This window comes from Clostridium merdae (assembly GCF_900176635.1).
In the GTDB taxonomy this organism is placed as follows: domain Bacteria; phylum Bacillota; class Clostridia; order Oscillospirales; family Acutalibacteraceae; genus Faecalispora; species Faecalispora merdae.
Window position 1 is genome coordinate 1456788 of the sequence record NZ_FXLN01000004.1, and the last position, 15280, is coordinate 1472067.

The 15280-nt window shown below is 46.3% G+C and carries 13 protein-coding genes and 2 other RNA genes; 9 read left to right on the forward strand and 6 right to left on the reverse strand.

Annotated elements, in window-relative coordinates:
- The first annotated feature begins 6 nt into the window (after positions 1 to 6).
- Positions 7 to 1242 (forward strand): glycosyltransferase family 4 protein, encoded by a 1236-nt coding sequence (locus tag CAN90_RS12640; RefSeq protein WP_085834163.1) that lies wholly within the window; start codon positions 7 to 9, stop codon positions 1240 to 1242.
- Between the two features lie 149 nt (positions 1243 to 1391).
- On the opposite strand, the gene CAN90_RS12645 is transcribed toward CAN90_RS12640, so the two are convergent.
- The 4 genes from CAN90_RS12645 to CAN90_RS12660 form a co-directional block, all read right to left on the reverse strand.
- A complete protein-coding gene (locus CAN90_RS12645) occupies positions 1392 to 3503 on the reverse strand; it encodes a methyl-accepting chemotaxis protein (RefSeq protein WP_242953653.1) in 2112 nt (703 codons plus the stop codon).
- Positions 3504 to 3826: 323 nt separating this feature from the next.
- Entirely contained in the window at positions 3827 to 5920 is a 2094-nt protein-coding gene (locus tag CAN90_RS12650; protein WP_242953654.1) for a methyl-accepting chemotaxis protein, read from the reverse strand.
- A gap of 248 nt (positions 5921 to 6168) precedes the next feature.
- Positions 6169 to 8238: a methyl-accepting chemotaxis protein gene (locus CAN90_RS12655; protein ID WP_242953655.1), complete on the reverse strand. Its 2070-nt coding sequence runs from the start codon at positions 8236 to 8238 to the stop codon at positions 6169 to 6171.
- Between the two features lie 301 nt (positions 8239 to 8539).
- The gene (locus tag CAN90_RS12660) at positions 8540 to 9130 is read right to left on the reverse strand and encodes a uracil-DNA glycosylase (RefSeq protein WP_085834164.1); all 591 of its coding nucleotides are present in this window, start codon (positions 9128 to 9130) and stop codon (positions 8540 to 8542) included.
- A gap of 360 nt (positions 9131 to 9490) precedes the next feature.
- Here CAN90_RS12660 and ffs point away from each other — a divergent pair.
- The 8 genes from ffs to CAN90_RS12705 all read left to right on the forward strand — a co-directional run bounded on the left by ffs (position 9491) and on the right by CAN90_RS12705 (position 14636).
- Positions 9491 to 9590: signal recognition particle sRNA small type (gene ffs, locus CAN90_RS12665), an RNA gene on the forward strand.
- Positions 9591 to 9675: 85 nt separating this feature from the next.
- Positions 9676 to 11436, forward strand: coding sequence for a DNA polymerase III subunit gamma/tau (dnaX, locus tag CAN90_RS12670; protein ID WP_085834165.1), 1761 nt, complete (start codon positions 9676 to 9678; stop codon positions 11434 to 11436).
- A gap of 18 nt (positions 11437 to 11454) precedes the next feature.
- Positions 11455 to 11805: a YbaB/EbfC family nucleoid-associated protein gene (locus tag CAN90_RS12675; protein WP_085834166.1), complete on the forward strand. Its 351-nt coding sequence runs from the start codon at positions 11455 to 11457 to the stop codon at positions 11803 to 11805.
- Positions 11806 to 11808: 3 nt separating this feature from the next.
- A complete protein-coding gene (gene recR / locus CAN90_RS12680; protein WP_085834167.1) occupies positions 11809 to 12408 on the forward strand; it encodes a recombination mediator RecR in 600 nt (199 codons plus the stop codon).
- Between the two features lie 20 nt (positions 12409 to 12428).
- Positions 12429 to 12899, forward strand: coding sequence for an SsrA-binding protein SmpB (gene smpB, locus CAN90_RS12685; protein ID WP_085834168.1), 471 nt, complete (start codon positions 12429 to 12431; stop codon positions 12897 to 12899).
- A 31-nt stretch (positions 12900 to 12930) separates the two neighbouring features.
- Positions 12931 to 13280, forward strand: a transfer-messenger RNA (tmRNA) gene (ssrA, locus tag CAN90_RS12690).
- A 381-nt stretch (positions 13281 to 13661) separates the two neighbouring features.
- A complete protein-coding gene (locus CAN90_RS12695) occupies positions 13662 to 13919 on the forward strand; it encodes a hypothetical protein (protein WP_085834169.1) in 258 nt (85 codons plus the stop codon).
- Between the two features lie 294 nt (positions 13920 to 14213).
- Entirely contained in the window at positions 14214 to 14636 is a 423-nt protein-coding gene (locus CAN90_RS12705; protein WP_085834171.1) for an RNHCP domain-containing protein, read from the forward strand.
- 60 nt (positions 14637 to 14696) lie between these two features.
- Here CAN90_RS12705 and CAN90_RS13765 read toward each other — a convergent pair whose 3' ends face one another.
- A complete protein-coding gene (locus CAN90_RS13765) occupies positions 14697 to 14840 on the reverse strand; it encodes a hypothetical protein (protein WP_187138335.1) in 144 nt (47 codons plus the stop codon).
- 79 nt (positions 14841 to 14919) lie between these two features.
- Positions 14920 to 15111 (reverse strand): hypothetical protein, encoded by a 192-nt coding sequence (locus CAN90_RS12710; RefSeq protein ID WP_085834172.1) that lies wholly within the window; start codon positions 15109 to 15111, stop codon positions 14920 to 14922.
- Between the last annotated feature and the right edge of the window lie 169 nt (positions 15112 to 15280).

Below are 15280 nucleotides of genomic sequence, written 5' to 3' on the forward strand. Positions count from 1 at the left end.
TGCGGCATGAACATCATTTTGTCCAATCACTACGCCGGCACCGGCAAAAGCATGGAATACCGACCGTATTTCATGGCAAAACGCTGGGTACGGCAGGGGCACCAGGTCACGATTGTGGCCTCCTCCTATTCCCACCTTCGCGGCGATAATCCCGACCCGCAAGGAAGACCCTACTGGGTAGAAATGATTGACGGCATCCGCTATTTTTGGATTACCGGGCCGGAATACCACGGTAACGGAATGGGGCGTATTAAAAACATGCTCTCTTTTTTCCGTGGGCTTTCCACCTTTGAAAGCGCGATTACCCAAACCGGCATGCCAAATGCGATTATTGCCTCTTCCACCTATCCGCTTGAAATTTACCCGTTGCGTAAAATGGCAAACAAGCATGGCGCAAAGCTGATTTACGAGGTACACGACCTTTGGCCACTCAGCCCAATGGAGCTGGGGGGAATTCCCAAATACCACCCGTACATTATGCTGATGCAGGCGGCAGAGAATTACTGCTATAAGCATTGCGATACCATTGTTTCTATTTTGCCGAACGCGCAGGAACACATGATTGAGCACGGCATGCGGCCAGATAAATTTGTGTGCATCCCGAATGGAATTGTGAAAGAGGATTGGGAAACTGCGGAAACCGATACTCCGGTCTATGCGGAAAAATTGAGCCGTTACCATGAGGAAGGCTATTTTCTGATTGGATATACCGGAGCACATGGCGTAGCCAATGCACTCGACAGCTACCTAGAAGCCGGAGAGCTGCTGCGCGATAAAAAAATAAAGCTGCTGCTGGTTGGCCAAGGGCCGGAACGTGACCGCCTGATTCAAAAAATTAAGGATCTGGAGCTAAGCGACGTGGTAGAAGCTCTGCCCGCCGTGAAGCGGAACGAGGTTCCCGGTTTACTGGAGCAGATGGATGCTTTGTATGTTGGCTTGCAGCGCCAGCCGCTCTTCCGCTTTGGCGTGAGCCCCAATAAGCTGATGGACTACATGATGGCGGCAAAGCCTGTTATCTTCGCCATTGAGGCGGGCAACGACATGGTTGCCGATGCGAGATGCGGTATTTCCATTCCGCCGGAAGACCCTGCGGAGATTGCGCGCGCCGCACAGATTCTTGCCTCAACCCCAAAGGCAGAGCTGGAGGTTATGGGCAAGCGCGGGCAAGATTATATTTTAAAGCACCACGAATACGATGTGCTTTCCAACCGTTTCATAGAGGTTCTTGCTGAACCGAAATAGCGTTCACTCTCATCCCCTGCGAAATGCAGGGGATTTTTATTTAATAATTCATATCTAATTATAGGAAAGAGCGCCTTGCTTTCAAGCGAAAAAGCAAGGCACTCTTTATTTTTATTTGAGTATTTATGTTTACTTAAGGCATGAAGTGATTAGAAATTAAAATCCGCAAAAGGGTCATTCTCTTTCTCGGGATTTTCCGTTACGTTCTCCTCTTCCTCATGAAGCTGGAACTTCTGGATTTCATTATGGAGAACCTCCGCCTGATTCGATAGTTCAGCACTCGAAGCAGAGCTTTCTTCCGCTGTGGCGGCATTAGTTTGTACCACGGCAGAAATCTGAGACAATCCCTCCGAAATCTGGTTCACGGCTTCGGCCTGCTCCTGCGCAGATTTGCCCATGCCTACTACCGCTTCGTTGGTCTTGCTGCCCAGCTCAATTACCGTTTGAATGGAGCCGGAAACCTCATTGACGGCCGATACACCCAACTCTACCGTTTGGTTTGATTTTGCAAGCAGCTCTGCCGTACGTTTTACCGCTTCCGCAGATTTTGCCGCCAGATTGCGAACCTCATCGGCTACTACGGCAAAGCCCTTACCTGCCGCACCGGCTCTCGCCGCTTCAATAGCGGCATTGAGTGCCAGAATATTGGTCTGGAATGCAATGTCTTCAATCGCGCGAGTAATCCCCATAATGGTTGCAGAGGAATCGCTGATGTCGCGCATATGGCCTTCCAGCATCTGAACGCTTTTGCTAATGGACTGGAACTTCTGGTTCGACTGCTCGAATACAACAACCGTATTTTCGGCATTCTTGGCATTTTCTCTCGCCGAATCATCAATATGTGCAATCATGGAAGAAAGCTCCTCCACGCTGGCGGCCTGCTGTGTTGCACCGGCTGCCAATGCCTGCGCCGCACTCGAAACCTGCTCTGCGCTGGAATTAACCTGTGCCGCAATTTCGTCTATGGAGGAAAGAGTGGCACCGAGTGAGGAAGAAATATCTAACAAGGCTTTTTTCACCGGAGCAAATTCTCCTGCGTACTCCTGCTGCAAATGGATTCTCATGTCGCCATCCGCCATTGTCTCCAGCGTACTGGCAATCTCTTGAATATAACCCCTGTAATTGGAAAGCTGAGACACCGTTCGGCTGAACGCATCTCCCAAACGCCCAATTTCATCTTGGCTTTTTACTACGATTTCAACATCCAAATTTCCATCGGCTATCTGGTTAGCGGTAACCGTCAGCTTGCGCAAGGGGGCAACCAGTCTTCTGGAAATAAAGATTAACAGAAGTAAAATAGCACCCAATGCAATGCCAAAGCTAATCAAAAGAACCCAACGAACCGCATTAAATTCCTGAAAATACTCTTGGTTTGGCAATCCGGTGGCGACCATCCAGCCGGTATCACCTACCGCACAGGTATAGCCATGGCTTTGTACGGTATGAGAGGTATACTGTACCGACCCCACCGTCTTGTTTTGAAAATTCTTTACAATCGATTCCGTTAAGTCGGTCTTTGAAATATTCTGGTTCAGGTAATCATCTTTCGGGTGAGAGACTATGTTACCCTCGGCAGATACCAAAATGTAATATCCCTCTTTGCCGATTTTAAAGTTCCGCACTGCCTCGCTCAAATTGGTTAAGGTAAGGTCCAGCCCAACCGCACCAATGATTTCAGAGGTTCCTTTTTTATAAACCGGTGAGGCTATGGTTACTACCTGCTGTTTTGTATTAATATCCTCATACGGTTCCGTCAGGGTAACACCATTCTTCGCCTTCATTTGAATAAACCATGGGCGTTCGGAGGTTTTGTATTGTTTGTTGTTGCCGCCATTTGTGTTAATGCTTTGCTCTGCATCCAAATCTGCAATAAAAATGGAGAGTACATTTTTATCGGTACCACGCATGTTCTGCATGGTTTGATACAAGTTTGCAAACCTTGCATCATCACTCATGTAATGAGTTTTATTTGCATCTGTCATCATTTGCTGTAAATCTGCATTCTGGGAAAGTCTGCTTGAAATTTGCGAATACTGCATCAAAAACTGTTCTACTTGGTACGAAGCACTTTCCGATTTTGCCTGAAGCTCATTTTCTGTTAAGTGACTTACCGAGGAACCCACTAAGCTTAGCAAAATTGCCCCTATTATTGCATAAGAAAGTAGTACCGGAACGCCGATAAAAGCCATCATCCGAGCTCCCAAGCTCTGAAAACCTCGCTTTGCCGTTCCTTTGGTTTGCGTTTGATTTTCTCTTTTCATTTTTTGTTCCCTTTCAAACTTTCATTCCACTCTTAAACAGAAAAAGTACCTTTTGCCGGTCTATTTAAAAGTGCTATACAGATAGCTGCCATTTCTATCCGTATCCTCTGGTATGTATATCGGTTCGTCAATTGTAAAAATTTAATAAAAAACAGAGATTTAATTTATGATTTTTTCCTTAAAGAAATTTTGAGTCGCCAAATATCTCCATATATCCCCATTATTTGCAATTGCTAATCTAGATTTTATCAAGAAAAAAGCCGTATCCTCTCAAGGGAAGATACGGCTTTTTTACTTATGCTTACGTTTCATTAATTTGTTTTTTAAAAACTTTCGTCCAGTTCAAAACCTGCCTGCGCTTCTTCCATAGTCGATACGGAAGTCTCCTCTGCCTCATGAAGCTGGAACTTGCGAATTTCATGGTGCAGTATTTCAGACTGATTCGAAAGTTCCGCACTGGAAGCAGAGCTTTCTTCGGCTGTGGCTGCGTTGGTTTGTACCACGGCAGAAATTTGAGACAGGCCTTCCGAAATCTGATTCACGGCTTCCGCCTGCTCCTGCGCGGATTTGCCCATGCCTACTACCGCTTGATTGGTTTGTGTTCCTAGTTCAATCACGGTTTGAATGGAGCCAGAAACCTCATTGACCGCCGAAACACCCAGCTCTACCGTTTGGTTCGATTTTGCAAGCAGCTCTGCCGTACGTTTTACCGCTTCCGCAGATTTTGCCGCCAAATTGCGAACCTCATCCGCCACTACGGCAAAGCCCTTACCTGCCGCGCCGGCTCTCGCCGCTTCAATGGCGGCATTGAGCGCCAGAATATTGGTCTGGAACGCAATGTCCTCAATCGCACGGGTGATTCCCATAATGGTTGCAGAGGAATCGCTGATGTCGCGCATATGGCCTTCCAGCATCTGAACGCTTTTGCTAATGGACTGGAACTTTTGATTCGACTGCTCGAATACAGCAACCGTATTTTCGGCATTCTTGGCATTTTCTCTCGCCGAATCATCAATATGGGCAATCATGGAGGAAAGCTCCTCCACACTGGCGGCTTGCTGTGTTGCACCGGCTGCCAATGCCTGCGCCGCACTCGAGACCTGCTCCGCACCGGAATTAACCTGTGCCGCAATTTCGTCTATGGTAGAAAGGGTATTGCGCAGTGAATCGGATATACCGAGCAAAGCTGTTTTTACAGGGGCAAACTCGCCTACATACTCGTATTGCAGGTGAATGCGCATATCTCCCTTTGCCATGGTATCGAGCGTAGTACTAATCTCTTGAATATAACCGCGGTAGTCGCGAAGCTGTGCGATCATACGCTCAAATGCCTGCGCGAGCTGGCCGGTTTCATCTTGGGATTTAACAGAGACCGATACATTTAGGTTACCCTCGGCTACCTCACTTGCAGCTTTCTCCAAAAGCTTAATGGGAGCAACCAAACGGCTTGAAATAAGCAGAATCATCAGCAGTACCAGCATCATGGACACTAGCATTACCATTCCCCAAATCCAAACAAGCTGATTAAAGTTTTCGAAGAACTCTGCATCCGGCAGTCCGGTTGCCACCATCCAACCGGTGTCGCCAACCGGAGAGAGGTACCCATAGCTGTGTGTGCTTGCCGAGGTGTAGTCTATAAGCCCTTCCGTTTTTGCATTGACAGCCTTTTTAAAATTCTCTGAGAAAGCAACATCCGCTATTTCTTTCCCTAGGTTTTCTTTGTCTGGGTGAAAAATCATTTGCCCGCCAGACGAAATTAATACATAAAACCCGGTTTTTCCTAACTTATAGCTTTGCATGTCTTCGCTTAAATTATCGAGGATTAAATCGAGGCCAACCGCACCAATAATTTCACTGGTGTTTTCGCGAAACACCGGGGTAACAATGGAAACCACATGCTTTTTAGCCGTCAGGTCTTCATACGGGTCCGTCATGGTCATCCCGCCGCGCTGCTTCATCTCTATAAACCAAGGGCGTTCCGAAGCTGGGTAATCATTTTCCACAGAATCTTTGGAGTCGACATATTGCATTGCATCCACATCTGCAAGCCAAAGTGCCAGAATGTTGTCGTCATTGCCAACCATGTTCTTCATGGTCTCATTCAAATTCTGAAACTCTGGGTACTGCTCCATTGACTGCCCTTTGCCCGTGCTGGTCATCATTTTTTGAATCGCTACATTTTTTGAAAACTCACCCGGTAAAGACATATACTGCTGAAAGAAGTTTTCAATTTGTCTGGAAGCCGCTATGGAATCAGACGCCAACTGCTGATTAGTCAATTGGCTAATGTTGTTTCTTACAAGCATTAATATAACAGAACCTACAATTAGATAAGAGATCATAACAGGTATTCCAACAAATAAAATGATTTTGCTGCGTAAGCTTTTTCTACGTCCATTTGTATTTTTTCTTATCACACCATATCCCCCAGTCTTTTACCCGGTTGTATTCGTCTGCTTTTGAGAGGGAATTTGCCAGCAGACATCAAATCACCCGGGCACATAAAGGGTATATCGGCTACTAAAATGGAATCTTTATTCAAAAACGGCAGAACATGGTGAAGAAAAATATTGTAGTATTTTGTAGAAAACGCTCAACTTCATGTCGTTATCCACATATATAATGCTAAATTCGAATTAAATCCGTCTATATTCCTGAGTGGAAATTAGAAGTCAAAGTCCCTTTCTGTAGCAAAATCCAATGGTGACTCTTCCGCCTCGTGAAGCTGGAACTTACGAATTTCATTATGGAGAACCTCTGCTTGATTGGTAAGCTCCGCACTGGAAGCAGAGCTTTCTTCGGCTGTGGCTGCGTTGGTTTGTACCACGGCAGAAATTTGAGATAAGCCTTCTGAAATCTGGTTTACGGCTTCGGCCTGCTCCTGCGCGGATTTGCCCATGCCTACTACCGCTTCGTTGGTCTTGCTGCCCAGCTCAATAACGGTTTGAATGGAACCAGAAACCTCATTAACCGCCGAAACACCCAGCTCTACTGTTTGGTTTGATTTTGCAAGCAGCTCTGCCGTACGTTTTACCGCTTCCGCAGATTTTGCTGCCAGATTACGAACCTCATCGGCTACCACGGCAAAGCCCTTACCGGCCGCACCAGCTCTCGCTGCTTCAATCGCGGCATTGAGTGCCAGAATGTTGGTCTGGAATGCAATGTCTTCAATCGCACGGGTAATTCCCATAATGGTTGCAGAGGAATCGCTAATGTCGCGCATATGGCCTTCCAGCATGTGCACGCTTGTACTAATGGACTGGAACTTTTGGTTCGACTGCTCGAATACAGCAACCGTATTTTCGGCATTCTTGGCGTTCTCTCTCGCCGAATCATCAATATGGGCAATCATGGAGGAAAGCTCCTCCACGCTGGCGGCCTGCTGTGTTGCACCGGCTGCCAGAGCTTGTGCCGCACTCGATACCTGCTCTGCGCCGGAATGCACCTGCGCCGCCACTTCGTCAATAAACGAAAGGGTATTGCGCAGTGAATCGGATATTCCAAGCAGTGCCGTTTTTACGGGTGCAAATTCACCTACATATTCCTGCTGTAAATGAATGCGCATATCGCCCTTTGCCATTGTGTCTAAGGTACTTGTGATCTCCTGAATATAATCACGGTAATCGCGAAGCTGCGCAATCATGCGCTCAAATGCCTGAGCGAGCTGGCCAGTTTCATCCTGCGATTTAATTGAAACCGTAACATTCAGGTTCCCTTCTGCTACCTCACTTGCCGCTTTTTCTAACAGCTTAATGGGAGCTACCAAACGGCTAGAAATGAGTAGAATCATTAACAGAACAAGACTCATCGACACGAGCATTACGATTGCCCAAATCCACACAAGCTGATTAAAGCTTTCATAGAACTCCGCATCCGGCAGACCGGTTGCCAGCATCCAGCCGGTATCTCCAACGGGCGAAAGATAACCATGCGTCTTTGCCTCGCCAGAGAGATACTCAACGAGGCCTTCGGTGTGTGAAGTAGTTGCTTTTACGAAATTTTCAGACAAGCTTACATCTGCAATTCCTTTATTAATGTTCTCATGAACGGGGTGGTAAATGACCTGCCCTCCAGCCGAAACCAAAATGTAAAATCCGGTTTCACCAAGCTTATAGCTACTAATGCTCTTTTCAAGACTATCTAAAACCAAATCGAGCCCGATTGCACCGATAATTTCATTGGTGTTTGGCTGAAACACCGGAGTTACAATCGACACCACCTGTTTTTTGGTAGTAAAGTCTTCATATGGGTCCGTCATGGTTAGGCCGCCCCGTGCTTTCATTTGCTGAAACCATGGCCGCTCCGAGGTTGGGTAGTTTTTGGCATTCTCTCCATTTGAATCCACATATTGCTTGGCGTCTACATCTGCCATCCATACAGATAGAATGTTTTCATCTTTCCCTGCCATGCCTTTCATTGTATCCGTCAGGCTGGCAAACTGGGTAGTTTGCTCAAGCGCCTGCCCCTGGGCAGTAGCTGTCATCATTTTTGCTATTTCAACATTCTTGGCAAACTGGCTTGGCAAAGCCATGTATTGCTGAAAAAAGTTCTCAATTTGCCTTGATGCCGCCTTTGAATCGGAGGCCAACTGCTGGTTGGTCAACTGGTTCACATTATCTCTTACAATCATTAATATAACAGAACCAACAATCAAGTAAGATAAAATGACCGGAATACCAACGAATAAAATGATTTTCCCTCGCAGGCTTTTCTTACGTTTTAATTTTTCATTCACGCTGCATACCCCCTATTTTTCATCTGCTTCGGCTTAATGTTCTCCCACAATTTATTCCATCACTTTTAGCCTTAACAGATGCTTACACGATATATCGGCTCAATAAAGAAAATCATTATTAAATAACAGCAGATATGCAGTAGAGAATCCCACGGAATTTTTGACGTTTTTTGTAGAAAATGTGCGTTTTCTTGTAAAATCAACGTATTCAAGAGTAATTGGTAGAATGTTCCAGCGCACAGGATCTGAAAAGGGTCGGCACAATCCTGTGCCGACCCTTTTCAAACTGTTTTATTTTTATTTAGAATGGAAGATCACCTGGTGCGGGAGCAAGATGAAGCTCATCCAGCTTTTTACGCAGCTTTAAAAAATCCTCGAATGCAGCGGGCTTATTGTTTGGGTTGCGCAATAATGCCGCTGGATGCAGCGTTGCCATCATCAGCACACCGTTTCGCTCGTAAAACTCCCCATGCTCTTTGGTTATCTTCATGTCTGGCTTTATTAGCTTCATCGCAGCGACACGCCCTAAACACACAATAATTTTGGGACGAACCAAAGCAACCTGATTGCGCAGCCAAGGCAGGCAGGCGTCCTGCTCCTTTGCCTCTGGATCACGGTTTTTTGGCGGGCGGCATTTTACAATATTTGCAATAAAAATATTCGTGTGACGGTCAAGGTCTACTGCTGCAAGCATTTTATCTAGAAGCTGCCCTCCCCTTCCCACAAAAGGCTCGCCCTGCAAATCCTCATTTTCACCGGGGCCTTCCCCAATAAACATAACGTCTGCATTCCGATTACCCACACCAAACACCACATTGGTGCGTGTTTCACATAAACCGCACTTTCGGCACTGCAAGCATGCCGGCTCTAGCTCTTCCCATGTCATTTTCATTTTATCCTCCATTTTCACTGCACTTTTCTGTACCGATCTTTTATCATAAATTCATTGTCTGCAAGCAATGCGAAAAAAGTAGAGACTGATCAAAACACATTTTTTGAATTCATTACAATTACAGCGAATAAGCTCATGCAATGTGGCACCCTAGAAACTAAAACTTCGATTATTATAACACAAAACCCTTATTTTCGGTTGCAAAAATTTCTGACACCTGTTAAAATAAGAGCGAAAAAGTCGGACATGCGGCTTATTGAATCATAGAAAAGTATTGTTTTTTTTGCAGAAATCGTTTATACTATTTTAGTTAGCTTATGATAAAGCAAGGCAGAATTACGTGCAATAGGATATGCGGGCGGGCGGGCTCTGTACGGCTGGCCGCCGTGAACCATGTCAGGCGGGGAACCGAGCAGCATTAAGCGGATTGGCTGGTGCGATGCAGGTTGTGTCTGTTCGTCCGCATATCCTATTGCATGTATCGTCAATTGGGGCGAGCTGTCTTGCTTTCGGTTTATTAGCGCAAAGGCGGTGGACTTCTCCCAATGTACCAGGTTTTATACCGAAAGTGGCGGCCTCGGCAGTTTTCAGATGTTGTAGGGCAGCCGCAGGTTACGTCCACACTAAAAAACGAGCTGGTTTCTGGCCGTTTGGCTCATGCGTATTTATTTACCGGCTCAAGGGGAACCGGTAAAACCACCTGCGCCAAAATATTGGCCAAGGCGGTAAACTGCCTAAGCCCCAAAGACGGTGACCCTTGCGGCGAATGCGATATTTGCCGTGGGCTCGACAACGGCTCTGTTTTGGACGTAGTGGAGATAGATGCCGCCAGCAACAACGGCGTAGAAAATATTCGTTCCCTTCGGGAAGAAGCTAATTTTACACCGGCAGCCGCAAAGTACCGCGTTTATATTATTGACGAGGTTCACATGCTTTCCATTGGTGCATTCAATGCACTGCTCAAAACACTGGAAGAACCGCCGGAACACGTCATCTTTATTTTAGCTACCACTGAGGTGCATAAGCTCCCTGCAACGATTCTTTCTCGCTGCCAGCGGTTTGATTTTCGCAGAATTGCCCCGGCGGATATTGCAGACCGCCTTACCTACATTGCAGGGGAAGAAAACGCCAGCATTGAGCCACAGGCAGCACTGCTTTTAGCCAGACTAGCCGACGGCGCATTGCGCGATGCACTTTCACTGCTTGACCAATGCCTTGGTCGCAGCCGCAATGTAACCTTAGATATCGTTACCCAAACAGCAGGTTTGGCGGGCCGCGAGCACTTATTCCGCTTGGCAGACGCCATTACTGGGAAAAATGCAGCCGCCGCTCTTCTTGTGATAGACGAGCTGTACACCTCCTCAAAGGATATGGCAAGGCTCTGCGAAGAGCTTTCGGGTTATTTTCGCGGATTAATGCTGCTGAAAACCATGAAGGACGCCAGAGACATTTTGGCTGTTCCCGAAGAGGAATATGAGGCGATGTCATCACGGGCGCTGCCCACCCCTCTCCCGGTCATCCTGCATTGTTTAGACACCATGCAGGAAACGCTGGAGAAAATGTTCCGTGGTGGGAACCGCCGAATTGAAATGGAAATGGCCGTTCTTCGGCTTTGCTCCCCGGAGTTAGATTCCGGTACCGACGCACTGGTACGGCGAATCGCCGCGCTGGAGAAAAAGGGAGTTTCGGCTCCTACCCCTGCCGTTCGCCAGGAATCGGTATCTCCTGCTGTGGCGACTGCGGCTCCGGCTGTTACAGCTCCACTCCCTACCCCTGCCTCACCCGTGGTACAAAAGCAGGAGAGAAACGATGCACCACCTTGGCTGGAAGAGCCGCCCCCTGCCCCTTATGAGCCGGAGGTACTTACTCCACCCTCTTTCCCCGAAGTGATAACGGAACCGGAGGTACGAGCCTCAAGCTCACCCGCACAACCGGCAAGAGAACCGGGCACACCTCTTTCTTTGGAGGATTTGCAAGCAACCGCCCAACCGCTCGACATTTGGCCGGAGATTTTGCAGACGATGAAGGACTACTCCAGAGTGGTTGCCGCCTCGTTCGCGGGCTCTACTGCTTATGTAAGCGGGGAATATGTTTTAATTGACGCACCAAGCCCTACCGCACTTGAGCTGCTTCGCAGACCCACACAGCGAGATAAAATGCGCGATGCAATCAAGCAGGTAACAGGGCGTACTTATAAATTGGGGCCTTACAAAAAGCCGCAAGCAGAACAACAAAATGAACAGGACCCGCTGAAAGCCTTGGCTGAAAACGCTGCGGCAGCGGGAATCCCAGTGATACAACAATAAACGGGAGGTTTTTTCGATATGAAAGCAAGATTACCGGAAGGCTACGGCAAAGGCGGAGCCGCAAACTTACAGCAGATTGCCCGTCAGGCGCAAAAGCTGCAGGAAGAAATGGACAACGCTACCACAGAGCTGGAAGCAAAAGAGTACACTGCTACCTCCGGCGGAAACGCCGTAGAGGTTGTTGTTACCGGCAAAATGGAGGTAAAGTCGATTACCATTAAGCCCGAGGTTGTAGACCCCGAGGATGTGGAAATGCTTTCGGACCTGATTATGGCTGCAACCAACGAGGCTCTTCGTGCTGCCGTTACCGATAAAAACGAGCGCATGGAATCCCTTTCCGGTGGACTTAACGTACCCGGTATATTTTAATCCATGCCCGCGTATTATGTAGCGCCGCTAGCGCGGCTGATTGAGCAGTTTGAACGACTGCCCGGTATCGGCCATAAAAGCGCCCAGCGCCTTGCTTATTATGTTCTTGGCCTCTCCAAAGAGGATACGGAGCAATTTACCAAAGCCATCAGCGAAGCGCACGAGAAAATCCATTACTGCAAAGACTGCTGCAACCTTACCGATCAAGAGCTTTGCCCGGTTTGCCGCAGCAGCGGGCGAGATCACTCCATTATTTGTGTAGTAGAAGACCCGCGGGATGTATTTGCTCTGGAGCGCACCAATGAATTTAAGGGCTTATACCATGTATTGCACGGTGCCATCTCCCCTCTTAACGGCGTAGGCCCTGAACAGCTTTGCATTAAAGAGCTGCTCGCGCGTATGAAAGACGACGTAAAAGAGATTATTATGGCAACCAACCCCACCGTTGAAGGTGAGGCCACCGCTATGTACCTTTCACGGCTGCTTAAGCCTATGGGGATTACGGTAACTCGTTTGGCCTACGGCATTCCCGTTGGCGGCGACTTAGAATACGCCGATGAGATTACCTTGACCCGTGCAATGGAAGGCCGCAGAGAAATTTAAACAAAGGAGGCTTTTTTGGAATGGCCGGAAAAGTAGCAACCAAAACCATCGCTCAGAACAAAAAAGCCTTTCATGATTACTTTGTGGAAGAAAGCATGGAGGCCGGCATTGAACTGACGGGCACCGAAGTAAAATCGCTGCGCCAAGGGCGCGTAAACCTGAAGGATGCTTGGTGTTCGGTTATAAACGGGGAACTTCTTATCAACGGCATGCACATCAGCCCTTATGAGCAGGGGAATATCTTTAACAAAGACCCTCTTCGTGTGCGCCGCCTTCTAATGCACAAACGGGAGATAATGCGGTTGTTCGGCCTCGTCAAGCAGGACGGCTACTCTCTGATTCCCATTTCGCTGTATTTTAAAGGCTCTATGGTAAAAGTGCAGGTTGGCCTATGCAAAGGTAAAAAGCTATACGACAAGAGGCAAGATTTAGCAGAGAAAGCTGCGAAACGCGATATTGAACGTGCTATGAAAGACAAAAACAGGGCATAATACCAGAAGAAACCTGAATCTTATTATATATGGGGATGTAATGGTTTCGACGGGGGTTGTGAGCCTAAGTAAGCGAGTAGCGGCGCGGAACCGCTTTAAAAGCCGCAAACTTAAAATTAAACAACAACAATAAAGTTGCTTTAGCAGCCTAATTTAGGCTGCTCGTTCTTACCGGGAGTACCGCGGCCTGGATAAGAGCGTCATTTAGCGGTGAACATGAACCGGGCTACGCCTTTAACCCGGTCATGGATTAAAGGCTACTAAAGCACAGAGCCTGCCGACGGGCGCTGTGTGGAGGGAATGTAAAAACACCGGCTACACTCGTAGAAAGCTTTGGTAGGCGGTCTTCGGACAGGGGTTCAATTCCCCTCATCTCCACCAAAAAAAGAGCGGTCAAGGTTTTAATCTTGACCGCTCTTTATTATTATAGATACTGATAATAGTCGCAACCTGCAATACTTTTATTAATCTCTGTTCCAGTTGACTCTTTATAAGAGTAAATTTTATATTCTCCCCTTATCCGGATTACGAATTAAAGAGAATTTTGCTGTGCTTTTTCCTTAGAATATTAATTTTACATTCTCCTCATTCTCGTACAACTTGTGTATCTCTAAAAGAAGAAAATGGACAAAGAATAGAACAACAGCTTAAAAGATAGAATCTTTTTCAAAAGGGAGCAATATCTTCCCTTTATGTAACAAGAATGGTATCATTCTCAATATATGGACGCTGAAACTTTACATTTGAAGGAGAAATTTTTGAATGGAGTTCTATTTTAAAACGGTTGGCGCAGATGTTCATTTGTATCGTGAAGACGGTATTTTTGACGAAGATTTAGGCGAGCTACGAAAAACGTTTACAGGAAAACTGGTAACCAGCAAGTTATTCGGTGAAACATTCGAACTTGAAGACATCTCGGGGCTATTTTCGAAAGGTGAACAATATAAAATTACAAGTTCCAAGGGCTTAAATGGTGTTATCGAGAAAAAAACATTTAGCGATAGATTCGTACTCAAGTAAAATTTTATGCCAACTGCGCACTCCACTTTGTGGGGTGCGTCTTATTTTGCTTTTACAAAAATAAATGTCGAAAAAATTATCTTTTCTTTTTTCAAACCTTGTGCTATGATTTGGGTGTATCCAGATCTTTTATTTTCTGGGTCTAGAACCACCTTTAATAACATGAAAAAGAAGGAGACTATTTTTTGAAACTGTTTAATTCTATGGATATAGTTGTAAACCGGGAGGTTTGCGACTAATTGTATCCGCATTCCTCCCAAAAGGAAAACATTCACTTTTTGGAGGAGTTCATTTATGAACCGTGAAAATAAACGTAAGCAGTACGAAAAAGGGTATTTGAAAACACACGCCTGCAATGATATATTTACCTGCAAGGTTTGTGGCCGTGAGGTTATACCCGCTGGGGCAGGAAGCGACCACCGTAACCATTGCCCCAATTGCCTCTCTAGCCTGCATTTGGATGTTGAGCCGGGCGACCGAAGCTCTGACTGCGGCGGAATTATGGAACCCGTAGCCGTTTGGGTACGCAAAGGCGGCGAATGGGCCATTATTCACCGATGCCGACGTTGCGGGGAATTCTCATCAAACCGTGTTGCGGCTGATGATAACCCCATGAAGCTGATGAGCATCGCTATGAAGCCGTTATGTGAGCCCCCCTTCCCAATTGAACGAGTGGAAGAAATGGTGAGGCTGATGGGTGGAGATGGCAGCTATTAAACTTAAAAAAACAGCGTTCTTACCAAAAGTAAGAACGCTGTTTTTTCTTGCTGGTAACTCTTATTTACCGTCTACAATTTCCTGCAAGCATCGCATTAAGTCGTTCATGGTGTATAGCTTTACATCACGACCAAGAATCTCATTTTTCAAATCGATGGAAAGAGATTCAAATTTCGGCTTAATTTTAGGGTCAATATAAGACATACCATCACCTCAAAGCTAGTGTGTGCAAACGGTTTGCCTTTATGAAGGCTTCTTTTCATTTTTATGAAATTAAAAAAAATTACTCTGCCTGTGTTAAATTTTTTACATAAGAGCGCATTTCCTGTTTGGATGAAACCTGCTTTGCACCTATAATAAAAGAATCCTGTGCAGCTGAAGGCATTGCCGTAAATTGGTTTAGCGCCTCCAAATTTTCAGTTAGTGCCATACGCAAGCCTGCCGGCATTTCATGATTGCTTTTTTGAAAATTCAAGTATAATCACCTCAGTGATTAGTGTTTACAGGGAATGTTTGATTATTAAATAAATGAATAGAAGCAATACAAATGAACCCTTATGAATTCCTATTTTTACTTACAAAAAACGTGCTTTTTATGGAAAGTACAAGCCAAAATCAAGACTGCCAATTTTTGGCAGAATAAT

Excerpts from the sequence above, each read along its gene's own strand:
- CAN90_RS12675 (WP_085834166.1), top strand. The coding sequence starts at position 11,455 with ATGAAAGCAAGATTACCGGAAGGCTACGGCAAAGGCGGAGCCGCAAAC.
- CAN90_RS12640 (WP_085834163.1), top strand. The coding sequence starts at position 7 with ATGAACATCATTTTGTCCAATCACTACGCCGGCACCGGCAAAAGCATG.
- CAN90_RS12695 (WP_085834169.1), top strand. The coding sequence starts at position 13,662 with ATGGAGTTCTATTTTAAAACGGTTGGCGCAGATGTTCATTTGTATCGT.
- CAN90_RS13765 (WP_187138335.1), bottom strand. The coding sequence starts at position 14,840 with ATGTCTTATATTGACCCTAAAATTAAGCCGAAATTTGAATCTCTTTCC.
- dnaX (WP_085834165.1), top strand. The coding sequence starts at position 9,676 with ATGTACCAGGTTTTATACCGAAAGTGGCGGCCTCGGCAGTTTTCAGAT.
- smpB (WP_085834168.1), top strand. The coding sequence starts at position 12,429 with ATGGCCGGAAAAGTAGCAACCAAAACCATCGCTCAGAACAAAAAAGCC.
- CAN90_RS12660 (WP_085834164.1), bottom strand. The coding sequence starts at position 9,130 with ATGAAAATGACATGGGAAGAGCTAGAGCCGGCATGCTTGCAGTGCCGA.
- recR (WP_085834167.1), top strand. The coding sequence starts at position 11,809 with ATGCCCGCGTATTATGTAGCGCCGCTAGCGCGGCTGATTGAGCAGTTT.
- CAN90_RS12705 (WP_085834171.1), top strand. The coding sequence starts at position 14,214 with ATGAACCGTGAAAATAAACGTAAGCAGTACGAAAAAGGGTATTTGAAA.
- CAN90_RS12645 (WP_242953653.1), bottom strand. The coding sequence starts at position 3,503 with ATGAAAAGAGAAAATCAAACGCAAACCAAAGGAACGGCAAAGCGAGGT.